Origin of the sequence: Actinomadura sp. NPDC023710 (assembly GCF_040639875.1) — a bacterium.
Taxonomy (GTDB): domain Bacteria; phylum Actinomycetota; class Actinomycetes; order Streptosporangiales; family Streptosporangiaceae; genus Spirillospora; species Spirillospora citrea.
Genome location: NZ_JBFAGB010000035.1, coordinates 70,005 through 92,452, shown reverse-complemented (window position 1 = coordinate 92,452; position 22,448 = coordinate 70,005). Strand labels below are relative to the sequence as shown.

General features: G+C 74.1%; 21 protein-coding genes. 7 read left to right on the top strand and 14 right to left on the bottom strand.

Features of this window, described 5'->3' with window-relative positions; all coding sequences use genetic code 11:
* Positions 1 to 33 precede the first annotated feature (33 nt).
* Positions 34 to 654: a TetR/AcrR family transcriptional regulator gene (locus AB0H37_RS33265; protein WP_360616798.1), complete on the top strand. Its 621-nt coding sequence runs from the start codon at positions 34 to 36 to the stop codon at positions 652 to 654.
* Here the strand turns inward: AB0H37_RS33265 and AB0H37_RS33260 are convergent.
* From AB0H37_RS33260 to AB0H37_RS33245, 4 genes are read right to left on the bottom strand one after another with little or no spacing between them, the layout of a single operon-like run.
* A complete protein-coding gene (locus tag AB0H37_RS33260) occupies positions 651 to 1,748 on the bottom strand; it encodes a nitronate monooxygenase (protein WP_329091893.1) in 1,098 nt (365 codons plus the stop codon). The two genes, AB0H37_RS33265 and AB0H37_RS33260, sit on opposite strands and share 4 nt — an antisense overlap.
* Positions 1,745 to 2,476: a CoA-transferase gene (locus AB0H37_RS33255; RefSeq protein WP_360616797.1), complete on the bottom strand. Its 732-nt coding sequence runs from the start codon at positions 2,474 to 2,476 to the stop codon at positions 1,745 to 1,747. Before AB0H37_RS33255 ends, AB0H37_RS33260 begins: the two co-directional genes overlap by 4 nt.
* Positions 2,473 to 3,336: a CoA-transferase gene (locus tag AB0H37_RS33250; RefSeq protein ID WP_360616796.1), complete on the bottom strand. Its 864-nt coding sequence runs from the start codon at positions 3,334 to 3,336 to the stop codon at positions 2,473 to 2,475. Before AB0H37_RS33250 ends, AB0H37_RS33255 begins: the two co-directional genes overlap by 4 nt.
* A complete protein-coding gene (locus AB0H37_RS33245; RefSeq protein WP_360616795.1) occupies positions 3,333 to 4,079 on the bottom strand; it encodes an enoyl-CoA hydratase family protein in 747 nt (248 codons plus the stop codon). Before AB0H37_RS33245 ends, AB0H37_RS33250 begins: the two co-directional genes overlap by 4 nt.
* 111 nt (positions 4,080 to 4,190) lie before the next feature.
* Here AB0H37_RS33245 and AB0H37_RS33240 point away from each other — a divergent pair, with 111 nt between their 5' ends.
* The gene (locus AB0H37_RS33240; protein WP_329091884.1) at positions 4,191 to 4,964 is read left to right on the top strand and encodes an SDR family oxidoreductase; all 774 of its coding nucleotides are present in this window, start codon (positions 4,191 to 4,193) and stop codon (positions 4,962 to 4,964) included.
* Positions 4,961 to 5,869 (top strand): SDR family oxidoreductase, encoded by a 909-nt coding sequence (locus AB0H37_RS33235; RefSeq protein WP_360616794.1) that lies wholly within the window; start codon positions 4,961 to 4,963, stop codon positions 5,867 to 5,869. Before AB0H37_RS33240 ends, AB0H37_RS33235 begins: the two co-directional genes overlap by 4 nt.
* 14 nt (positions 5,870 to 5,883) lie before the next feature.
* On the opposite strand, the gene AB0H37_RS33230 is transcribed toward AB0H37_RS33235, so the two are convergent.
* Positions 5,884 to 7,302: a serine/threonine-protein kinase gene (locus AB0H37_RS33230; RefSeq protein WP_360616793.1), complete on the bottom strand. Its 1,419-nt coding sequence runs from the start codon at positions 7,300 to 7,302 to the stop codon at positions 5,884 to 5,886.
* A gap of 218 nt (positions 7,303 to 7,520) precedes the next feature.
* Between AB0H37_RS33230 and hrpA the strand changes: the two genes are divergently transcribed.
* Positions 7,521 to 11,453 (top strand): ATP-dependent RNA helicase HrpA, encoded by a 3,933-nt coding sequence (gene hrpA / locus AB0H37_RS33225; protein ID WP_360616792.1) that lies wholly within the window; start codon positions 7,521 to 7,523, stop codon positions 11,451 to 11,453.
* On the opposite strand, the gene AB0H37_RS33220 is transcribed toward hrpA, so the two are convergent.
* On the bottom strand, positions 11,450 to 11,674 hold the full coding sequence (locus tag AB0H37_RS33220) for a hypothetical protein (RefSeq protein WP_360616791.1): 225 nt from the start codon (positions 11,672 to 11,674) through the stop codon (positions 11,450 to 11,452). The genes hrpA and AB0H37_RS33220 overlap by 4 nt on opposite strands.
* Before the next feature lie 87 nt (positions 11,675 to 11,761).
* On the opposite strand from AB0H37_RS33220, the gene pip reads away from it, so the two are divergent.
* Both pip and AB0H37_RS33210 read left to right on the top strand, forming a co-directional pair.
* Positions 11,762 to 12,769, top strand: coding sequence for a prolyl aminopeptidase (pip, locus tag AB0H37_RS33215; protein ID WP_360616790.1), 1,008 nt, complete (start codon positions 11,762 to 11,764; stop codon positions 12,767 to 12,769).
* Positions 12,770 to 12,796: 27 nt separating this feature from the next.
* Complete coding sequence (locus AB0H37_RS33210; protein ID WP_360616789.1) at positions 12,797 to 14,299, top strand: chromosome segregation ATPase; 1,503 nt, start codon at positions 12,797 to 12,799, stop codon at positions 14,297 to 14,299.
* 33 nt (positions 14,300 to 14,332) lie between these two features.
* Here AB0H37_RS33210 and AB0H37_RS33205 read toward each other — a convergent pair whose 3' ends face one another.
* From AB0H37_RS33205 to AB0H37_RS33195, 3 genes are all read right to left on the bottom strand, one after another.
* Entirely contained in the window at positions 14,333 to 14,554 is a 222-nt protein-coding gene (locus tag AB0H37_RS33205; RefSeq protein ID WP_360616788.1) for a hypothetical protein, read from the bottom strand.
* A 132-nt stretch (positions 14,555 to 14,686) separates the two neighbouring features.
* A complete protein-coding gene (locus tag AB0H37_RS33200) occupies positions 14,687 to 15,376 on the bottom strand; it encodes a hypothetical protein (RefSeq protein ID WP_329091868.1) in 690 nt (229 codons plus the stop codon).
* Positions 15,377 to 15,477: 101 nt separating this feature from the next.
* Complete coding sequence (locus AB0H37_RS33195) at positions 15,478 to 15,993, bottom strand: hypothetical protein (RefSeq protein WP_179834358.1); 516 nt, start codon at positions 15,991 to 15,993, stop codon at positions 15,478 to 15,480.
* A gap of 193 nt (positions 15,994 to 16,186) precedes the next feature.
* Between AB0H37_RS33195 and AB0H37_RS33190 the strand changes: the two genes are divergently transcribed.
* Complete coding sequence (locus AB0H37_RS33190) at positions 16,187 to 16,975, top strand: ATP-binding cassette domain-containing protein (protein WP_360616787.1); 789 nt, start codon at positions 16,187 to 16,189, stop codon at positions 16,973 to 16,975.
* Between the two features lie 32 nt (positions 16,976 to 17,007).
* On the opposite strand, the gene AB0H37_RS33185 is transcribed toward AB0H37_RS33190, so the two are convergent.
* From AB0H37_RS33185 to AB0H37_RS33165, 5 genes are all read right to left on the bottom strand, one after another.
* Positions 17,008 to 18,369 (bottom strand): AAA family ATPase, encoded by a 1,362-nt coding sequence (locus AB0H37_RS33185; RefSeq protein WP_360616786.1) that lies wholly within the window; start codon positions 18,367 to 18,369, stop codon positions 17,008 to 17,010.
* On the bottom strand, positions 18,366 to 19,838 hold the full coding sequence (locus AB0H37_RS33180) for a hypothetical protein (protein ID WP_360616785.1): 1,473 nt from the start codon (positions 19,836 to 19,838) through the stop codon (positions 18,366 to 18,368). Before AB0H37_RS33180 ends, AB0H37_RS33185 begins: the two co-directional genes overlap by 4 nt.
* A gap of 7 nt (positions 19,839 to 19,845) precedes the next feature.
* Positions 19,846 to 20,940: a hypothetical protein gene (locus AB0H37_RS33175; protein ID WP_179834362.1), complete on the bottom strand. Its 1,095-nt coding sequence runs from the start codon at positions 20,938 to 20,940 to the stop codon at positions 19,846 to 19,848.
* Positions 20,937 to 21,776: a hypothetical protein gene (locus AB0H37_RS33170; RefSeq protein ID WP_179834363.1), complete on the bottom strand. Its 840-nt coding sequence runs from the start codon at positions 21,774 to 21,776 to the stop codon at positions 20,937 to 20,939. The genes AB0H37_RS33175 and AB0H37_RS33170 overlap by 4 nt, the downstream gene beginning before the upstream one ends.
* A 67-nt stretch (positions 21,777 to 21,843) precedes the next feature.
* On the bottom strand, positions 21,844 to 22,446 hold the full coding sequence (locus AB0H37_RS33165; RefSeq protein ID WP_360616784.1) for a class I SAM-dependent methyltransferase: 603 nt from the start codon (positions 22,444 to 22,446) through the stop codon (positions 21,844 to 21,846).
* Between the last annotated feature and the right edge of the window lie 2 nt (positions 22,447 to 22,448).

Sequence of the window (22,448 nt, the reverse complement as noted above, 5' to 3'; positions counted from 1 at the left end):
ATCGTAAGCGTATGCCGTACGCTGTCAAGCGCCATGCCTCGACCACGCTCGCTCAGCACCGAGCGGCTCGCGCGAGCCGCTCTCGCCGTCATCGACCGGGACGGCCTCGCCGGGCTGTCCATGCGCGCCGTCGCCAAGGAGCTCGGGATGAGCACCATGGCGCTCTACCGGTACGTGCGCGACCGCGAGGAACTGGAAGGGCTGGTCGTCGACCTGGTGTACGCCGAGGTCGATCCCGCGCCGCCGCCCCCCGGGCCCTGGGAGGGGCGGATCGAGACCATGGCCCTGCGGCTGCGGGACGCGTTCGGCGCCCACGCGGCGATCATGCCGCTGACGCTCACGCGCAGGCACGACTCGACGGGATCGCTCTGCTGGGGCGAGGCGGTCGCCGGCATCCTCGCCGACGCGGGCTTCGCCGGCCCGCGCGCGGCGATCGCGCTCCGCGCGCTGATCGCCTACATCGTCGGCGCGATCCAGCTGGAGCACCTGGGCGGGCTGGAGGGGGAGGGCACCGCCGTGATCGCCGGGCTGCCCGCCGACGACTTCCCCCATCTGGCGCGGACCGCGCACCACGGCCGCCGGATCGGCCCCGACGAGGAGTTCCGCGGGGGTCTGGCGGCCGTGCTGCGCGGCCTGGGCGAAGGCGCGTCCTAGACGGGTTCCGCGCCCTGCCGGCCCGCCAGGTACGACTGCTGCGCGGCGATGGCCTCGGCCGCCTGCCGCACGATCGCGCCGATCAGGCCGGCGCAGTCCGGCAGGTCGTCGATCACGCCGACGACCTGCCCGGACGCCATCACGCCGAGGTCGGGCCGGCCGTCCACCATGGCGGCCCGCAGCAGCATGGGCGTGTTGGCGGCCATCAGGACCTGCGACCACGACAGGTCCTTGCCGTGCTTCATCGCCTTCCCGTCGGCGATCATCTCGCGCCACGACATGCCGGACAGCTTCTTGAACCGGGCGCCGTTGCGCAGCGCCCGGACCAGCCCGCCGACGCGGCCGGAGTCCTCCAGCGCGTCGACCAGACCGCTGCGCAGCACGCGGTGCGGCATGCCGTCCACCTGCCGCGTGACCACGGTCTCGCCGGTCTTGAGGTAGACCTGCTTGACCGCGTCCGGCACCGAGCTGTCGGATGTCAGCAGGAACCGGGTGCCCATCGCGACGCCCGCCGCGCCGTAGGCGAGCGCGGCGGCGAGGCCGCGCCCGTCGAAGAAGCCGCCGGCCGCGATCACCGGGATGTCGACGGCGTCCACGACCTGGGGGAGCAGCAGCGTGGTGGCGACGGGGCCGGTGTGCCCGCCGCCCTCGCCGCCCTGCACCAGGACGGCGTCCGCGCCCCAGCCCGCGACCTTCTCCGCATGCCGCCGGGCGCCGACCGAGGGGATCACCACGAGCCCGGCGTCCTTCAGCTTGGCGATCAGCTCCCGCTTGGGCGCGAGCGCGAACGAGGCGACCCTCACGCCCTCCTTGATGAGCAGGTCGATGCGGTCGCCCGCGTCCCCGGCGTCGGCCCGCAGGTTGACGCCGAACGGGGCGTCCGTGCGGTCCTTGACCTCGCGGATCGCGTCCGCGAGCTGGTCGAGCGTCATCGTCGCCGACGCCAGCACGCCGAGCCCGCCCGCGTTCGCCACGGCCGTGACGAGCCGCGGCCCGGCCACCCACCCCATGCCCGTCTGCACGATCGGGTGCCGCACCCCCGTCAGGCGGGTCAGCGGGGTGTCGAGCACCTGCCCGGTGTCCGCCCCGCTCATGCGGGGACCTCGCGCTCCCGCAGGCCCTTCGGGTCGAGGACCTCCCGCATGATCCGCAGTTCCTCGGCGTCCGGCAGGCGCGTCTCGGGCACCTCGCCCGGGACGGCGAGCTCGAAGCCGGTCGCCGCGAGCACGTCCTCGACGCGCACGCCGGGATGGACCGAGCGCAGCCGCATCCGCCTTTCGGGCGTCTCGAAGTCGAGCACGGCCAGGTTGGTCACCACGGCGCGGATCTCGTGCGCGCCGCGGTCCCACCCGACGCCGCTCACCATGTCGACCTGCTCGGTGAACACGCGCGTCGAGTGCTTCGGCACCCAGTAGCTCGTCGTGTTCAGCAGCGTGTTGCCCGGCCCGCCGCGCACCCCGAGGAGCTGCCGCGAGGGCTGCTTCCAGTCGCCGATGCACGAGATGTTGGTGTTGCCGTGCGCGTCGATCTGGCTCGGCCCCATGACCACGTGCCGCCGCCCGTTCAGGACGAGCCACAGGTGGTCGCGGAAGGGCAGCCAGCCCTCGACCGTCCCGGCCTGCGCGCCGAGCGGGACGGGTTCGGCGCTCAGCGACGGGCCGCCGTCGGTGGTCAGCAGATCGGGCGCGAACGTCGCGCGCGCCAGCCTGGATCCCAGCATGGGGACGAATCCGGCCACCGCCGCCGCGACGATCTCCCCGTCTCCCCGGAACAGGTCCGCGCACGCGGCCGCGCACACCTCGGCCCTGGTCGCCTCGCTCATCGCGCCTCCTCCCGCCAGACCCGGACCGCGTCCTGGTAGGCGGCCTCGTCGCCGGACAGGAACCGCTCGCTGAAGGCCGACCACGTGTCCGGATCGGCCGCCGCCTGCGCGTACAGCTTCTGGAACGCCTCGTCCCGCCCGAAGTCGGGCAGGCAGTCGGTGAAGTGCGCGCCGTTCGGCGTCTCCACCACGCCCGCCACCTGCGACCGGCTGATCAGCAGCGACTGCACCGGCCCCTCCTTGGCGAAGTCGGCGGTGTCGACGAGCCGCTCGCACGACACGTACGTCCGGTCGGCCGCCTTGGCGAACAGGTCGTCCATGTACGGGTCGGGGCCGAGGTACTGGGCGTTGCCGCGCGCGTCGGCGCGGTTCATGTGCACCAGCGCCGCGTCCATGCGCAGCGCGGGGACGGCGACGAGCTCCCGCCCGTCCTCGTAGGGCGACCGGACCGTCCGCAGCTCCGGGTTGACCTTCATCACGTCGGAGCCGAGGCCGACCGGGGTGGGCAGGAACGGCAGCCGGTGCGCCGCCGCGTACAGCCCGAACATGAACATGCCCTCGTCGTACTCGGTCAGCTCGATGGCCCCGGACTGGCGCGCCCGCCGGAAGTGCGGCTCCAGCGGGATCGAGTCCATCGTCACGAACGCGGTGACGAGCCGGCGGACCTTGCCCGCCGCGCACAGCAGCCCCACGTCCGGCCCCCCGTAGGCGACGACGGTGAGGTCGGTGACGGGGGAGCGCAGGATCGCCCGCACCAGCGCCATCGGCTTGCGCCGCGAGCCCCAGCCGCCGATCCCGATCGTCATGCCGCTCTCCAGCGACCCCGCGATCTCCTCGACGGACATCACCTTGGAGCTCATCGGGCCCCCTTGGCGACGAACGCGTCGCGGTGCTCGTCGCCCGCGCCGACGAGGTTCAGCTCGAACGTGAACCCCTGCTCGTAGCGGTAGCTGCGCCTGACGTCGACCGGGTCGATGCCGTTGAGGGACTCCTTGGCGCGCCGGATCACGTACCGGTCCTTTGCGGCGATGCCGGTGGCGACCTCCATCGCCTTGGCACGCAGCTCGTCGGCCGGGACGACCTCCAGTACCGAGCCGTGATGGTGCAGCTCCTCGGCCGTGACGTTGCGGCACGTGTAGACCATCGCCCGCATCAGGTGCTGCGGGACGAGCCGGGCCAGGTGGGTGGCGGCGCCGAGCGCGCCCCGGTCCACCTCGGGAAGCCCGAAGTAGGCGTCCCGCGAGGCGATCACGATGTCGGCGTTGCCGGCGAGGCCGACGCCGCCGCCGAGGCAGAAGCCGTGCACCGCGGCCACGACCGGGACCTCGCAGTCGTAGACGGCGGCGAACGCCGCGAAGCAGCCGCGGTTGGCGCCGACCAGCGCGGCGTGGCCCTCGGTGCTCTGCATCTCCTTGATGTCGACGCCCGCGTTGAAGCCCCGGCCCTCGGCGCGGAGCACGACGGCGCCGACCCCGGGGTCGCGGCCCGCCGCGAGCACCGCGTCGGCCAGCTCGTACCAGCCCGCGACGGTCAGGGCGTTGACCGGCGGCGCGTCCACGACGATCTCGGCGACCCCGTCCAGGGTCGTGGTGGAGACTCCCATGCGCTACCTTTCCACCAAACATTTGTTAGAACAGACGGTAGCAGAGCCGTTCGGAGGAGGCGGAATGTCATCGGAGCCGGAGGCGGCAGGTCACTCGGAGCCGGAGGCGGCATGTCGCTGACGCTCGACCTGGAGGGCAGGACCGTCGTGGTGACGGGGGGCGTGCGCGGGGTGGGCGCCGGGATCAGCCGCGCCTTCCTGGAGGCGGGCGCCGACGTGGTCGCGGTCGCCCGCCGCGAGCCGGACTCGGTGCCCGAGGCCGGCGGCCGGACCGCGCGGTTCGTCTCGCTGGACGTGCGCGACCCCGACGCCGTACAGGCCTTCGCGGACGACCTCGACCGCGCGGACGTGCTCGTCAACAACGCGGGGGGCGCCCCGTACCTGCCGGTGGCGGACGGCGCCCTGCGCACCCACGTCAAGATCATGGAGCTGAACCTGACCGCGCCGCTGATCATGGCCCGCGCGCTGCGGCCGCTGATCATGAGGCGGGGCGGCGGCTCGGTCATCAACATCGGCAGCGTGAGCGGGGTGCGCCCGTCGCCGGGCACCGCCGCCTACGGCGCGGCCAAGGCGGGGCTGCACAACCTCACCCAGTCCCTGGCGGTCGAGTGGGCGCCGCACATCCGGGTCAACACGCTGATCCTCGGCATGGTCCGGACCGAGCTGGCGCACCTGCACTACGGGGACGAGGACGGCGTCGCGGCGGTGGCGAGGACCGTCCCGCTCGGCCGACTCGCCGACCCCTACGACATCGGCGCCGCCTGCGTGTTCCTGGCGTCCGACCTGGCGTCCTACGTGACCGGCTCGTCGATGCAGGTGCACGGCGGGGGAGAGCGCCCCGCCTTCCTGGACGCCGCCACCGCCAACAAGGAGGAAACGCGATGATCTGCAAGGACCGGGTGGTCGCCGTCACCGGCGCCGGACGCGGCCTCGGCCGCGCGCACGCGCTGGAGTTCGCCCGGCAGGGCGCCCTCGTCGTCGTCAACGACCTCGGCGTCGCGCGCGACGGCACCGGCGACGCCTCCGAGGGCCCCGCCCACGACGTCGTGCGGGAGATCGAGGCGCTCGGCGGACGGGCGGTCGCCAGCACCGACGACATCGCCACCGACGAGGGCGCCGCCGCGCTCGTCGCCGCGGCGACCGGCACGTTCGGGCGGCTGGACACCCTGGTCAACAACGCCGGGTTCCTGCGCGACCGGATGCTGGTCAACCTCGGCGAGGACGAGTGGGACGCCGTCATGCGCGTGCACCTCAAGGGCCATTTCCTGCCGCTCAAGCACGCCGGGCGTCACTGGCGGGCCGAGAGCAAGGCCGGCCGCGCCGTGGACGCGCGCGTCGTCAACACCTCCTCCGGCGCCGGGCTTCTCGGCAGCGTCGGCCAGGGCAACTACTCCGCCGCGAAGGCGGGCATCGTCGGGCTGACGCTCGTGGCGTCCGCCGAGCTCGGCCGGTACGGCGTGATGGTCAACGCGATCGCGCCCGCCGCCCGCACCCGGATGACCGAGGAGGTCTTCGCGCAGACGATGGCCGCGCCCGCCGAGGGCGAGTTCGACGCCATGGCGCCCGAGAACGTCTCGCCGCTCGTCGTCTGGCTCGGCTCCGCGCAGTCGCGGGACGTCACCGGGCGGGTCTTCGAGGCCGAGGGAGGCAGGATCTGCGTGATGGACGCCTTCCGCCACGGCCCCGCCGCCGACAAGGGCGCGAGGTGGGACCCGGCCGAGGTCGGCGACGTCGTCAGGGACCTCCTGGCGAAGACCCCCGACCCCGAACCGGTGTACGGAGCGGGCTGACCGGCGCCCGCGCCTCACTGGGGCCGGTAGCCGTCCATGTACCGGCTCACCTGCTCCGCGTAGGGCCGGGTCCTGGCCGGGACGCCGCCCGTCTTCACCACCGTCGTGGCCGAGGTGCGGTAGGCGGCGGCGAGGTTCAGCGCCGGGTCGCCCGGAAGGTCCTTCAGGTCCTTCCCCCAGTAGCACAGGAACCGCCCCATCGCGGGGATCGACAGCTCCGGCGTGATCTGGGCGGGCCTCGGCTCGGGGTTGTCGAGCCCGCCGGGCTGCCAGAACGCCAGGACGTGCGGAGTCCACCGGGCGATGCCGTACTCGTCGTGCGCCGGGTCGGACAGGTGCGGGTCGAAGCCGCTCTCCGCCTTCAGCATCGCCGCGATCAGCGTCGGGCTCAGCCCGCGCAGCTCGCACCACGTCCCGGCCTGGACGATCAGGTCCCGGTAGCGGGCGGGGACGTCCGATCCCGCCCGCAGCCACTGCCGGTTCCGCTCCTCCGGCGCCGTGCCGCCGTCGCCCCGGTGGGGGAGCCCCACGAACGCGACGGCGGCCAGTGCCACCGCGGCGGCCGCCCCGGCTCCCGCGACCGCCCGCCGCCGGCCGCGCGAGCGCTTTCCCGGCGGACGCCTCCTCGGGGCGAAAGCGCCGGTGCGCGTCTCCCCGGAGGTTCGTGCCAGTGCCGCCCCGAAGTCCGCCGCCGACGCCCAGCGCTTGTCCCGGTCGGGATGGAGCGCGCGCATCACGGCCGCGCTGACCCCGGACGAGATCGCGGCCCGGGTCTGACCGGGCGGGCGCGGCGGCACGGCGGGCGGTTCGCCGGTCAGCAGGTGGTGGGTCAGCGCGCCCAGCCCGTAGACGTCCGCGCGGCGGTCCGGCGCGCCGTCCACCAGCGTCTGCTCGGGCGCCATGTATCCGGGCGAGCCGGCGGGGAGCGTCAGCCTCGACAGGTGCTCCCCGGTGCGCGCGATGCCGAGATCGGCGATCATGATGCGCTCGCCGCCGCCGGGCGCAGACCGCAGCAGCACGTTGGACGGCTTCAGGTCGCGGTGCACGATGCCGAGGTCGTGCAGCTCCTGTACACCCCGGATGATCTCCTGCGCGGTGCGCAGGGCCTCGCCCGGCGGGAGCGGCCCGCCGGCGAGCCGCTCGGCCAGCGTGCCGCGGTCGGCGTAGGTCATCACGAAGTAGGGCCGGCCGTCCGGCAGCTCCCCGATGTCGAAGACCTGCACCAGCCGGTGCGAGTCGGCGCGGCGCAGCAGCCGCGCCTCCTGGACGAACCGGTCCCGCACGTCGGTGCGCAGCGTCCAGTGCCCGGCCAGGATCTTGATGGCGACGGGGGAGTCGAGGTCGGGATCGTGCCCCCGCCAGACCGAGGCGAAGCCGCCAGATCCGAGATGGCTGTCGATCCGGTAGCGCCCGGCGGCGATCGGGGTCTCCACGTCTCCTAATCATGAATGACGGACAAGGGGCGGTGCAGTGGCTTTGGGTGAAGGATCAGGTACGGAATGCGGCCGCGGACGATGGAATGCGCTCTCCCGGCCCGGCGTTGTAAGGGCCGGATAATGGATCGCCCCACGCGGCGTGTTCCGGCTACGGTGCGAAGGTCGTGGGGTCAGTGGGGCCCGGGGGGCCTGGAACCCTATCCTTGTCGATGGTTATGGGGACGAGTGTGGAATCGCCGCTCGCCGGCCTGCGCGCGCGCCTGCCGCAGTTGATGCTGCGCGACCAGCACCGGCTGCGCCGCAGGATCGACGGCGCCCAGAAGACGCGGGACGCCGCGCGCCGGGCCAGGGTCGCCGAGGAGATCGCCGCCGACGTCGAGGCCGCCGAGCGGCGGGTCGAGCGGCGGCGCCTCGCCGTGCCCGCGATCACCTATCCGGCGCAGCTGCCGGTGTCGAAGAAGAAGGACGACATCCTCGCCGCGATCCGCGACCACCAGGTCGTGATCGTCGCGGGCGAGACCGGCTCCGGCAAGACCACCCAGATCCCCAAGATCTGTCTCGAACTGGGCCGGGGCGTGCTCGGCTCCATCGGCCACACCCAGCCGCGGCGGCTCGCCGCGCGGACGGTCGGCGACCGCATCGCCGAGGAGCTCGGCACCGAGCTCGGCGACGCGGTCGGCTACAAGGTGCGCTTCACCGACCGGTCGAGCGACGACACGCTCGTGAAGCTGATGACCGACGGCATCCTGCTCGCCGAGATCCAGACCGACCGGCTGCTGCGCCAGTACGACACGCTCATCATCGACGAGGCGCACGAGCGCAGCCTGAACATCGACTTCCTCCTCGGCTACATCAGGGAGATCCTGCCCAGGCGCCCCGACCTCAAGGTGATCATCACCTCCGCCACGATCGACCCGGAGCGGTTCTCCGCGCACTTCGGGGACGCGCCGATCGTGGAGGTGTCCGGGCGCACCTATCCGGTCGAGGTCAGGTACCGCCCCGTCACCGACCCGGACGACCCGTCGGCCGACCCCGACCGCGACCAGGTCCAGGCGATCGTCGACGCGGTCGACGAGCTCGGCCGCGAGGGGCCCGGCGACGTCCTGGTGTTCCTCAGCGGCGAGCGGGAGATCCGCGACACCGCCGACGCGCTCACCAAGCACTTCACCCGGCAGAGGGGGACGACCGAGGTCGTGCCGCTGTACGCGCGGCTGTCGTCGGCCGAGCAGCACCGGGTGTTCCAGCCGCACCGGGGGCGGCGGGTCGTGCTCGCCACCAACGTCGCGGAGACGTCGCTGACGGTCCCCGGCATCAAGTACGTCGTCGACCCCGGCACCGCGCGCATCTCCCGCTACAGCCACCGGCTGAAGGTCCAGCGGCTCCCGATCGAGCCGGTGTCGCAGGCCTCGGCGAACCAGCGCAAGGGCCGCTGCGGCCGCGTCTCCGAGGGCGTGTGCGTCCGGCTGTACTCCGAGGAGGACTTCGAGTCCCGCCCGGAGTTCACCGAGCCGGAGATCCTGCGGACCAACCTCGCGTCGGTCATTCTGCAGATGACCGCGCTCGGCCTCGGCGACATCGCCGCCTTCCCGTTCGTTGAGCCGCCGGACCGCCGCAACGTCAAGGCCGGCGTGGACCTGCTGCACGAGCTCGGCGCGATGGACCCGGCCGAGAAGGACCCGCGCAAGCGCCTCACCGAGCTCGGCCGCCGGCTCGCCCAGCTGCCCGTCGACCCCCGGCTCGGGCGCATGATCCTGGAGGCCGACCGCAACGGCTGCGTCCGCGAGGTCCTGATCATCGCGGCTGCGCTGTCCATCCAGGACCCGCGCGAGCGCCCCGCCGACAACCAGCAGGCCGCCGACGAGAGGCACCGCCGGTTCGCCGACCCCGGCTCCGACTTCCTGGCCTACCTGAACCTGTGGAACCACCTGCGCGAGCAGCAGGCGGAGCTGTCGGGCAGCGCGTTCCGCCGCATGTGCAAGAACGAGTTCCTGCACTACCTGCGCATCCGCGAGTGGCAGGACCTGCACGGCCAGCTCAAGCAGGTCGCCAAGTCGCTCGGCGTCACGCTCAACACCGCCGACGCGCCGCCCGACCGCATCCACACCTCGCTGCTCGCCGGCCTGCTCTCCCACATCGGCCTGATGGACGTCGACAAGAAGGACAAGCAGCGGCGCGGGCAGGAGTACCTCGGCGCCCGGGGCGCGAAGTTCGCGGTGTTCCCGGGGTCGTCGCTGTTCAAGAAGCCGCCGCGCTGGGTGATGTCGGCCGAGCTGGTCGAGACCTCCCGGCTGTGGGGGCGGATCAACGCCCGGATCGAGCCCGAGTGGGTCGAGCCCCTCGCGCAGCACCTGGTGAAGCGCAACTACAGCGAGCCGCACTGGTCGAAGAAGCAGGCGGCCGTCATGGCACGCGAGAAGGTCACCCTCTACGGGGTCCCGATCGTCGCCGACCGCCGCGTCAACTACGGCGCCATCGATCCGGCGCTGTCACGCGAGCTGTTCATCCGGCACGCGCTCGTCGAGGGCGACTGGGAGACCCATCACCGGTTCTTCCACGACAACCGCGCCCTGCTGGACGAGGTGGAGGAGCTGGAGCACCGCGCCAGGCGCCGCGACATCCTCGTCGACGACGAGACCCTCTTCGACTTCTACGACGCGCGGATCCCCGAGGACGTCGTGTCCGGGCGGCACTTCGACGCCTGGTGGAAGAAGGCCCGGCGCGCCGACCCCGACCTGCTCGGGTTCGAGAAGTCGATGCTCATCAACGAGTCCGCGGGCGGCGTCAGCGAGTCCGACTACCCGGACGTGTGGCAGCAGGGCGCCCTGCGGCTGCGCCTCACCTACCAGTTCGAGCCGGGCACCGACGCCGACGGCGTCACCCTGCACATCCCCGTCCAGGTCCTCAACCAGGTGCGGCCGGCCGGCTTCGACTGGCAGGTGCCGGGCCTGCGCACCGAACTGGTCACCGAGCTGATCCGGTCGCTGCCGAAGCAGCTGCGCGTCAACTTCGTCCCGGCGCCCGACTACGCGCGCAAGATCCTCGACCGCGTCGCACCGCGCACCGAGCCCCTGCTGGACGCCCTGGAGCGCGAGCTGACGGCGATGACGAGCGTGCCGGTCGCACGCGAGGCGTGGGACCCGTCCCGGCTGCCCGCCCACCTGCGCATCACCTTCCGGGTCGTGGACGCGGCAGGCCGGTCCCTCGGCGAGGGCACCGACCTGGACGAACTGAAACGCCGCCTAGCCGGGAAGGTGCGCGGGACGCTGTCCAAGGCGGCTTCCACGATCGAGCGGTCCGGGCTCACCGCGTGGACGCTCGGCGAGCTGCCCCGCACCTACGAGCGCAACCAGGCCGGCTACGACGTCAAGGCCTATCCCGCGCTCACCGACGAGGGCGACACCGTCGCCGTCCGCATGTACGAGACGGAGGCCGAGCAGCGGCGCGCGATGTGGCTCGGCACGCGGCGGCTGATCCTGCTGAACGCGCCGTCGCCGGCGAAGCTCATCCAGGGCCGCCTGACCAACCAGGGCAAGCTGGCGCTCAGCCACAACCCGCACGGCTCCGTCGCGGCGCTGTTCGACGACTGCGTCACCGCCGCCGCCGACCGGCTCATCGCCGAGGCGGGCGGACCCGCGTGGGACGAGGACGGCTACCGCGCCCTGTACGACCGGGTCCGCGCCGACCTGCACGACGCTACGGCCCAGATCGTCGGCCTGGTCGAGCGCATCCTCGCCGAGGCGCACGAGATCGACCGGCGTCTGCGCGGCACGGCGAGCCTGACCCTGGTCCCGGCGCTCACCGACGTCCGCGGCCACCTCGGCACGCTCGTCCGGCCGGGGTTCGTCACCGCGACCGGCTGGGCCCGGCTGCCGGATCTGCCGCGCTACCTGCGCGCCCTGCAGGTCAGGCTCGACAAGCTCCCCGAGAACCCGGGGCGCGACCGCATGCTCGCGCACCAGGTCGAGGTCCTGACGCAGGAGTACGACCAGACCCTGCGCCGGCTCCATCCGGCCCGGCGCGAGGAGGAGCCGGCGCGGCAGATCCGCTGGATGCTGGAGGAGTTGCGGGTCAGCCTCTTCGCCCAGCAGCTCGGCACCCGCTTCCCCGTCTCCGACAAGCGCATCCGCAAGGCGATGGCCCAGCTCTAGGCGGGGATGCGCGCGAACAGTTCCAGGTGCCCGCACCGGCGGCACCGCAGCGCGTCGATCTGCCAGCGGGGCCGGCCCATGCGCTTGGCCCCGCCGAAGACGCCCTTCTCCAGCGGCCCGAGGATCCAGCGGGCGTAACCGCGGGAGGACTCGCCCGCGTCCTCGATGAAGCCCAATTCGAGGTCGTCGCCCTCGCACTGCGTGCACGTCGGCTGCGTCATGCCGGGAGGGTAGCGGGTCATGCGGGCGCGGGCGCGGGCGCGGGGGCGGCGGGCCGACGCGTGATCATATTCGGGTGATACTGGGACATGGCCTCGCGGGAGTACTACCCACCGATCGAGCCGTACGACTCCGGGCTGCTGGACGTCGGCGACGGCAACCGTGTCCACTGGGAGACCTGCGGCAATCCGGACGGACTGCCCGCGGTGTTCCTGCACGGCGGGCCCGGAGGCGGCGTCCTGCCCGACCACCGGCGGTTCTTCGACCCGTCCCGGTACCGCATCGTGCTGTTCGACCAGCGCAACTGCGGGCGGAGCCTGCCCTGCGCCGGCGACCCGGCGGTGTCCCTCGACCACAACACCACGCCGCACCTGGTGGCCGACATCGAGCGCCTGCGCGAGCACCTGTCGATCGAGAGCTGGCTCGTGTTCGGGGGCAGCTGGGGGAGCACCCTGGCGCTCGCGTACGCGCAGGCGCATCCCGGCCGGGTCAGCGCGATGGTGCTGCGCGGCATCTGGCTCGTCCGCCCGTGGGACGAGGCGTGGGGGCTGGCCGCGACCGGTGCGGCGCGTCTCTTCCCGGCCGAGTGGGAGGCGTTCCGGGACGCGATCCCGCCCGCCGAGCGGGACGACCTGCTGGCCGCCTACGGACGCCGCGTCGGCCACCCGGACCCGGCCGTCCACGTTCCCGCCGCCCGCGCCTGGGCCGCGTGGGAGCTGGCGGCCAACACGCTCCTGCCCGTCCCGCCGCCGGAGCTGGACGACGCGGTGACGGTGGCCTTCGCCCGCATCATGCACCACTACATCGCGAACGGGGGCTTCCTCCCGGCCGGGGGCCTGCTCGCGGGCGTGGACCGCGTCCGGCACATCCCCGCCGTGATCGTGAACGGGCGCTACGACATGAAGACACCGCTGGAGCAGGCGTGGGACCTGCACCGCGCGTGGCCGGAGGCGAGGTTCCACATCGTCGAGGACGCCGGGCACGGCGGCGGCGAACCCGGCACGCGCGACCGCCTCATCGAGGCCACCGACGCTTTCGCCGCTCACTTCTCCACGAAGTGGGCGCCCCCACATGTACCACCCAAGTCACTGCAGTGATGCGCAGGGGTGCGTAAGGTTCATTCCATGCCTAACAGCGATGAGCGCGACAATAGCGGCCCCCAGGAGATGGCCGCGGCTCCCCAGGGCGCGGTCTCCGAGGGCTCGGCGTACGAGGGCACGGTGTCAGGGGCGCCCGCCGAGACCGCGGTCGCGCGCATGGGCGACCCGGTCACGGTCTGGCCGTGCGCCAACTGCGGTAGGCCCGTCCCGCAGCCGGTCGGCGCCGCCCGCACCGTCCGCTACTGCCAGGACAACGAGGGCGCCTGCGCCCGCGAGGCGCGCGAGCGCCGCGACCGCGGCCGGGACGCGCCGGGCCTCACCGGGCAGGTCGCGTCGGCGTGGGAGCTCGTCGAGCGGATGGAGCGGGCCGCCGACGCGCTCGCCGAGTCGCTGACCTCCGAGCTGAGCGTCGCCGGCGTGGAGCGCCGCGTCGCCGAGGTGCGCGCCGAGGCCGCCCGCGAGCTCGCCATCGCGCAGAGCGAGCGCGACGCCTCCCAGCGCAAGGCCGAGGAGGCGTGGCACGAGGCCGTCTCGTCCCGCAAGCGCGCCGAGACGGCCGAGGGAGACGCCGGGCGCGCCCGCGAGGAGGCCAAGCTCGCCACCGCCAAGCGTGACGCGGCGCAGCAGGCGTGGGAGGAGGCCCACCAGATCGCGCAGCAGTCCATGACGGCCAAGCTCGCGGCCGAGAGCGAGCGCGACCGGGTCGCGGCACGGGAGACCGAGCTGCTCGCCGCGCTGGAGGCCGCGCGGGCCGAGCTCGTCGGCCTGCACGCCAAGCTCGCCGAGGCGGAGGGCGCCGCCGAGGCGCAGCGCGTGGAGGCCGCGGTCGCCAAGCAGGGCGCCGAGGACCTGCGCAACGCCATGCGCGACACCGAGGCCCAGCGGCAGCGCGCCATGCAGGCCGCCAGCAAGGCCGAGGCCGAGCGCACCACCGCCCTGCGCGCGCAGTCGGAGGCCGAGGCGGAGCTCGTCCGCGCCAACGCCCGCGCCGACGAGGCCGCCAAGGAGCGCGAAGCCGCGCAGGCGCAGGCCACGGCCGCGACGGCCGAGCGGGACGAGCTGAACACCAAGGTCAACGACCAGGCGGTGCAGCTGCGGCAGCTGTCGCAGTCGGTCGCCGAGCAGCAGGCCGCGCTCACCGCCCTCGCCGAGGAGCGCGACGCCGCCCGCGCCGAGGCCGACCGCGCCCGGCGCCAGATCGACCAGCTCACCCACAACACGCTCTCGTCGAACTTCCCGCCCGGCGGGCGGATGTCCGGCGGCGGCCACCCGGGGCCCCCGCCCGGCATGCCGCCGGGTCCGCCCCCGATCGGCGGCCCCTTCCCGGGCGGCACCCCGGCCCGCCCCGGCGCGCCGGTGCCCCTCGGGGCCCCCGTCCCGAACCCCGTCCCGAACCCGCCTCCCGCCCCGAACGGGACGCCGGCCTCGACCACCGGCGGCCATCCGGCCCCGGGCGGCAACCCCCCGGACCAGGGCCGCTCCCTCAACGGAGTTGACTGGGAGGACCCCCTGTTCACCGGTCCCTGACCGACCGGGCCCGGGCGGCCGCGCCGTCCGGGCTCAGCGGAGGCCGACCACGAGGACCAGCGCCAGCGCCAGCGCCGCCACCGAGGCGGACACCAGGACCTGGTCGCGCTTCCTCGCCGCGATCCGCCGCGGCGTGAGAACCCTCCGACGGCCACGCCCCATGTCCACCGCGGCGCGGCGGGCGTGCTCCCAGTAAGCCCCGATGTACACGGTCAGCGCCGCCAGTCCCACGATGAGCAACCCGTCTCCGCGCATCGATCCGCCTCCCGTTTTCCGCGGAAGCTCAGATTGAACAGCGGATCCGGCGCGAGTGACAGTGTCGGACGACACAGTTCGCCGAAACGGGCGGACCCGGGCGGCTGCACCGTCGGATCGTCGGCCGGATGGTCAGCGCCCGAACGTCTCGGGATCGACCTCGATCCAGATCTGCTCGGCGCGGCCCAGCAGCCGCCCGTCCGCCCCGTACAGGGCGGTCGCCGCGTGCATCTTGCGGCCCTCGCGGCTGCGCGCGAGACCCATCACGACGCATCGCTCACCGGCTTCCGGCACGTCCATGACCTGCGCCGTCATCGTGCCGAGGACCGCCGGGCGGCCCGCCACGTCGAACGACCAGCCGCCGGGGCAGTCCAGCGCGGCCCACACCAGCTCCCGCTCGGGCACCCGCTCGGGGATCCACGGCGACGCGACGGTGCCCTCGGAGACGGGCCCCGGTTCGAGCCGCAGCCCGTCACCGGGTTCGCGCTCCGGCCCGCACACGAAGCAGCCCGGGAACGGGTGGTTCTCCGCCGTCCGGTACTTCTCCGCCGCCGTCAACGCCTCCTCGAACGGCACCGCCGCGATGGGCGGCACCACGATCGCTCCCGCGAGCGCCTCGGCGACGAGCCGGTCGCCGTCCCACAGCCGCGCGCTGTGCCCGCGCTCGTCCTCGACCGTGACGCGGAGCTCGGTGTCCAGCGGCGGCGGCCGCCGCAGCGTCACCGTCACCGTGTCGATCGGCACCCTCCCCGCCAGGCGCCCCGCCACGTACCCGCCGTTCCCGGACCCGTCCGGCCCGTGGAACCGCCTCTCGATGATCATTTCTTGTCCCCCGTGCTCACAACCGTCAAACCAAAACGGGACCGATCATATTGAGCCCCACCGACAACCCACCCCCCGGGGGTAGCCGGGCGCCGCCCGCGCTACACCGCCCGGGAAGGCTGCGGCCTGCCCGGACGGGTGGTGAAGAAGACCGAGAGGGAGCCCCGCAGGCGGGCCCGGGCGGTGTCCTCGTCGACGGGACCGTCCGCGGGGACGGGGGTGCGGTCGAGGGCCCGGTCGATGAGAAGGTCGACGTTGCGGTCGGCGACGAGGACGGAGCACGTGTCGCACCCGTACCAGGGGTAGAGCATGTTGAGAACGGCCACGGCGGTGTCGTCGTCCGACAGGTGCGTGGTGTCCAGCTCGACCTCGAACATGTCGGTGTCGTCGGGGTCGAGCGTGGGGTAGTAGAGCCAGCGCGGCGCGGCCACGCCGCAGAAGTCGCACACCTGGTCGAGCGGGGCGGGCTCGCCGACCGCGAGCTCGAGCTCGTGGTCCCACGGCTCCACCCGCCGGTTGTGGCGGTAGCCGACGCCGTCGAGCGAGCCCTCGCGGTTGTGCGTCACGTCGTGCACCTCGCCGCCGCAGCGGGCGCACATGAAGCCGAGGTCCTCCATGTCCCTCCCCGATCGCTGAGGCACCGGCTCTCACAGTATCCGTCCGGACGCCTCGCTCGTACCAGGCCGCGGCGTTCGGGTACGTTGAGGACCCTTCACCGACGCATCCGCCCCGGCGACCCCGGTCTCCCGCGTCCGCACGCCGCACATCCCTCCGCGTGCCCTCATTCCGTGCTCTCGAACGGGAGGTCCCGTGCCCGATGTCGTGCTGAACGCCGACAAGATCGATCTGGTGCGCGAGCGGCGGCCGCTGCTCGACCGCGTCACGCTGACGGTGCTGCGCGGCGAGCACTGGGCGCTGATCGGCCCGAACGGGGCCGGCAAGAGCACGCTGCTCGGCATCCTCGGCGCCTACACCCACCCGACGCGCGGCACGGCGGAGATCCTCGGGCGCCGGCTCGGCCGCGTGGACGTCCGGGAGCTGCGCAGGCTGATCGGGCAGGTCGACCCGCGCCACCCCCTGGAGTCGGCGCGGACGGTGCGCGAGATCGTCCTGACCGGCGTGACGGGCACCATCGAGCTCGTGCCCCGCTGGACGCCGGCCGCGGAGGACCTGCGCCGGGCGGACGAGCTGATCGCGCTGATGGGCCTCACGCCCCGCACGGACGCCCGCTGGCCGAACCTGTCGCAGGGGGAGCGGGGACGCGCGCTGATCGCGCGGGCGCTGATGCCCGACCCGCCGCTGCTGCTGCTCGACGAGCCCGCCACGGGGCTGGACGTCGCCGCCCGTGAGCGGCTGCTCGCCGGCCTCGACCAGCTGCGCGCCGGGCGGCCCGACCTGACCACCGTGCTCGTCACGCACCATCTGGAGGAGCTGCCCGTCAGCACCAGCCACGCGCTGCTGCTGCGCGAGGGCAGGGTGCTCGCCTCCGGCCCGGCCGACGACGTCCTCACGACCGAGCTGGTCAGCGCGTGCTTCGACCATCCGATCACCATCAGCCGGAACCGCGGGCGCTGGGCCGCGACCGCCGGACCAGCCTGACCGGACCCTCCCGAGCGCCGGCGGTTCCCGGGCTAGCCGCCGGCGACGCGGTGCTCGGCCAGGTGGGCCAGGACCGACTGGTTCGCCTCCCACCCGTCCGGGAACTTGACCGGCACGCCGAGGTGCACCGGCTCGGCGGACGGATGCGCGTCCAGCAGTTCGGGGATGCCCGCCCGCGCCACCACGACGCACGCGTGGCGGTGCCGCGACGCCAGCACGCACAGCCGCCCCGACTCCAGGTGGAACGCGGTCGCGTCGCGGCGCCCCGACAGCGGGTGCAGCACGACCGTCACGTCGTACTCGCGGCCCTGGAGCCGGTTGGCGGTGTCGACGGTGATGCCCTCGCCGTGCGGCCCGAGCGCGGCGCGGATCGCGGTGACCTGGTCGCGGTGGGCCGCCCCGATCGCGACGCGCGCGGCGTCCACCGGGGCAGAGCCCAGCTCGGAGTGGGCGACGGGGCCGCGTTGCAGCAGCCGGACGGCGAGCGCCGCCGTCGCGCGGACGGCTTCGGCGTCGGTGCGCAGCGTGTGCCGGGCGGGCAGCTCGTAGAGGGCCCAGCCGGTGGCCGCCGCCTCTTCGAGCGCGTGGTCGTAGGTGGTGCCCATGCCGCGCGCGGCGAACTCCAGCCTCCGGTCGCCCGGCCCCGTCCCGGCGCGGAATCCGGTGAACGGGTAGAACGCCTCCGAGACCACCGGCGCCGCCGACGCGGGCAGCCGCCATGACACCGGCAGCCGGTGGACGGGAAGCTCCGGGTTGTGCGCCAGCAGGACCGACACGGCGCTGCGCATCGGGTCCCAGGTCAGGCCCGCCCAGCGTTCGACCTCGACGGTGGAGAACGGGTCGAGCTGGCCGGGGTCGCCGACGAACAGCGCCCGCTCGAACCGCCCGGCGATGCGCAGTAGCAGGTCCGAGCGCATCTGGTACGCCTCGTCCACGATCGCCCACGGCCACGACCCGTCCGAGAGCGTGGCCCACTTCGCGCCCGTCGCGATGACGACGGTGTGCTCGGCGAGGTCGTCGGCCTTCTGCGCCACCCGTACCGACGGGTGCGCCATGACCCGCTCGGACGGCAGGTAGCCCGACGCCGACAGCCGTCCCAGCGTGATGCCGGGGTGCTTCGCGGCGATCCGGTCGATGAGGTCGTCGACCTGCTCGTTGGTCTGCGCCACGATCATCAGCCGCTCGCCGGCCTCGGCCAGGTGCGCGGCCGCGCGGACCACCAGCGTCGACTTGCCCGCGCCCGGCGGGGAGTCGACCACCACGCCGCGGTGCCCGCCGCCGAGGTCGGCCAGGACGCCGTCCACGACCCGCGCCGCGGCGACGCCGGGATCGAGGGACGGCTCCGGGTCCCGCGCCGCCACCGGCGCCAGGTGACGGCCCGCGTATCCGGTCACGACCATTCCTCTTCGGCGTCCTCGTCGGTCGGCACGTACTCGACGGGCGGCCCGCCGTGCGTCCACGGCGTGTCCTCCCGGTCGGGGAACCTCGCCGCGCCGAACGAGCCCTCCGTCAGCGAGGTGAAGCACACCCGGTCGCCGACCTCGGGGACGGAGCCCGCCTCGGGGGTGAGCTTGCGGCCCATCCCGCCGGTCAGCTCCAGCAGCACGCCGCCGTCGTCCAACTCCACGATCCTCCCCTTGAGCGCCGGTCTGGCGGCACTGCACACGGTCGTGCCGGCGTCCAGCCGCACCGGGTCCCGGGTGCCGACCCGCAGCAGCGGGCGCAGCTTCGGCCGCTTGCCCGTCTCGTCCAGCCGGGCGGGGTCGCACTCGGTGACCGTCCCCCCGAACGCCTGGCCGGCCAGCCGGTGCTCGGCCATCACCAGGGGGTCGTCGAACGCTCGCTGCGCGTCGTAGGCGTCCTGCGCGCGTTCGAGGTCGTGCAGCCGCCGCGCCGCGCGGACGGGCGGGTCGCGGCGCGCCTGAGGATACGCCTCGCCGAACGTCTGGTGGTAATAGGTGAAGGCGTCCCGGTCGCGCTCCCAGCGGCGCGGGACGCTCGCCGCCTCCGGCAGCGCGCGCAGCAGCCCGACGGCCCGCCACATCAGCTCCCAGGTCGGGGTCAGCTGGCTCGCGACCGCGGCGCGCAGCCGCTCCTCGGTGGCGGGGGCCCCGCCCGACCGGTCGTAGGCGGCGATCGCGGGGGCGAGGACCTCGTTGTCGAAGGTCGGGTCGGTCGTCGGGCCCGCGGGCGGGCAGACGACGGGGTCCTCGGCGCGGGCCGCCGCGGCCGGGCCGTCGAGGCCGTCCGGCGGCTCGATCCAGCCGATCAGCGCGGCGAGGTTGCCGTCCTCCAGCGAGCTCTGCCCGGTCGCCCAGTGCAGCCGCAGCAGCTCCGTCACCGCCCCGAGCAGGGACGACCCCGGATGGTCGTGGCGGTCGGCGAACCAGGTCAGCCATCGGCCGAGCACCGGCACCGCCGGGTCCACCGCGTACGGGCCCTCGGTGCTGCGGAACCGCGTCGACCGGCCCACCATCCGCAGGAACGCGACGCCGCCCCGGTTCGGCACGAGCAGCTGCGGCGCGTCCCCGTACCGGATCCGCTCCTCCCCGTCCTTGCCGGGCGGCAGTTCCTCCACCGGGCCCCGGCTCGTCTCGATGTGGTTCAGGACGAGCTTGGCGAGGGTCGCCGCGAAGGCGAACCGCAGGTCGCGGTTGCGCGGCTGCGGGACCACGAGCACCGTCGCGTCGTCCGGCGCGCTGCCGAGCATCACGGCCAGCGGTGCCGCCGCCTCCCCGGCGAGCTTCAGCGGGACGAGCACGAGCGGGGCGCCGGAGACATGGCAGTGCCGCACGGTCGCGAGCGGCTGCGCGATCCCGGCGGACACCGCCTGCAACCGCGCGAGCGAGGACAGCGCAGTCATGGGCGGATCACGCGGCCCCGTGCAGCGCCTCGTCGCGCAGCCGGGCCGCGGCGCGCAGCTGCTCGGCCGTCTCGGCCAGGTCGTCGGAGGGATGCAGCGACCCGTCCGCCAGCGCGAGCGCGGCGCCGATCGTGTCGACGCCGCCGAGGTCGTCGCGGACGGACCGGCCGAGCGCGCCCGTCGCGCCGCACGCCCGCGCCTCGTCCCGGCAGAACAGCGCCATCTCGCAGCCCGCCATGCACTCGGGCGCGTACCGCGCCTCGACGGCCCGCACGGACTCCGCGAGCGCCTCCCCGGGCTCGAACGACAGGTCGTCCGGCAGTTCGGCGAGGATGGCGTCGACGCGGGTGAGGCGCGTGAGCTGCCGTTCCAGGACGGCGAGCTGCGGCCGCACGTCCAGCGGCGTCGCCGTGGGACGGTTCGAGAAGTTCTCCGGGCAGACGAGGAACACCTCGTGCGACACGCGCGCCGGGTCGTGCCCGAGCTCCGCCGCCAGCCGCCGCAGCGCCAGCACGTACACCGCCGACTGGCGGGCCGCCGCCGCGACCTGCTCCGGCTCGGCCTGCCCGTCCACGACCGCGAACGACTTGATCTCGATGACGTGCATCCGGCCTTCGAGCTGGAACGCGATCACGTCCGGTTCCAGGTAGGCGGGCCGCCCGCCGATCTCCAGCCGCAGCAGCGGATGGTCGAACAGCGTCCCCTCGCCGGTCTCCAGCGCGCGGGCGACCAGCCGCCGCGTGCGCGAGTGCCGCAGCTCCCGGCCCTCGTTGCCCGCGACCACCTCGAGGTCGTCGTAGGCGACCTCGGGAACGGCGAGGCCGATCCGCTCGCGCAGCAGTGTCAGCAGCTCCGCGCAGCCGTCCGCCTTCACCTGCGCCTCGAACGCGTTCCCGCGCGTGATCGCGAACTGGGACTGGCCGAACGGCGCGGGGAACCCCAGGGCGCGCGCCACCGCGTCCTTGTCGACTCCCGCCGCGTCCATCACCCCGCGGCGGGCGCAGCCCGGATTGGACGTGAGCGCGGCGATCGTGCGGGCGTCGTGGTTGCGCGGGGGCGCGTCGCCGCGCAGCCGGTCCAGGTCCGGCGCGGTGTCGGTCATCGGTCCGTCTCTCCGTTGATGGCGGGGCGCCGGCCGGGATCCCGCAGGGCCCGCAGCCGGGTGCCGAACAGCCGTTCGGCGTCGTCGAGCCGCTCCCGGGCGCGTGCCGCGGCCGACTCGCGCCGCCGCCGGTCCGGGTCGCGGTGCACGTCCAGTTCGGCCCGGGCGGCCTCGGCGAGCACGGCCGGATCGACTGTACCGACCGTACCGGTGACCGCACCGGGAATGTTGGACGCGAAACGCCACAGGAGCCGCTGCACGTCCGGCGACGGCGTCCCGCGCCCGGCGTGCTCGGCCAGCCGCAGCGCGCAGGTGAGGAAGTCGGTGCGCGGGCTGAGGGGCCCGACGATGCGCTGCTCCAGCGGCCACGTGCTCACGGTGAGCAGCCCGCGCGCGGGCGCGAGCAGGTCGGCGGTCAGCGCGGCGCACAGGTAGTACGGGCGCGCGTACGGCGCGGTGCGGAAGGAGCGCTCCTCGTCGCGGCGCAGGCTCGTCAGGCGGCTCCCCGGGATCCGGCCGGGGAAGAACGCCGCGTACACCGATCCGATCAGCTTCGGCGCGGCGGGCGCCCCGAGCAGGGTGAGCGCCTGGTGGACCTGCTCCCGGACGGGCAGCAGGCCGCGCGGGCCGTCGTCCTCGTCGCGGCGGCCGCCGGACCCGGTGGTGTCGCCGAGGACGGCGTCGTCCCACGCGGTCTCGGTGCTGCGCAGCTCAGAGCGCAGTTCACGGGCCCGCGCCCGGTCGCCGGCGGCCATGGCCCGGCGCACGGCTGCGCGCAGCTCGGCGATGCGCGTCTCCAGCTCGTCGGGGGACGGGACGCCGGGGGACCGGGACATGCGGCAGACAGTACAGGTACTTCCCGACACTTCCAGTGTTTTCCAGTTTTGTGGTGTCCGGGCGGGCTCAGCACGGCTTGCGCCACACGAGGGAATAGCGCCACAGCAGGTGCCTGCGGAACACGGCGCCGGGCAGCAGCCGCAGTGCCTCGTCCCGGACCTCGCCCCACGTCATGTCGGGATCCATGACCGGGGCGCCGGGGTTGCCCGCGCGCCCCCGGTTGCGGAGCCGGTGGACGTAGTGCGCGGGGAGGCCGGTGGCCGCGTACGCCCGGTCACGGAGCCCCTTGTTGTTCGCCAGCCCGATGACCACGAGGTTGCCGCCCGGCCGGACGGCGCCGCGCATCGCCGACAGGCCCTTGGCGAAGTCCATGTGGTGGATCGCGGCGACACTGCAGACGAAGTCGTAGAAGTCCTCCGGCAGGTCGTATTCGAGGAGACCCGCCTCGACGAAGTCGACGTTGCCGGCGCCCCTGCTCGACCGCGCCGCCTCGGCGACCATGTCCGGCGACCGGTCGAGACCGGTGACATGCGTCGCGCGGGGCGCGAGGCGGCGCACCAGCAGGCCGTCCCCGCAGCCGACGTCCAGCGCCTCCCCGCACCCGCGCGGCACGTTGCGCAGCACGACGCCGTGGTAGTGCGTGTTGTGGTTCCAGTAGTCGCCGGTCATCG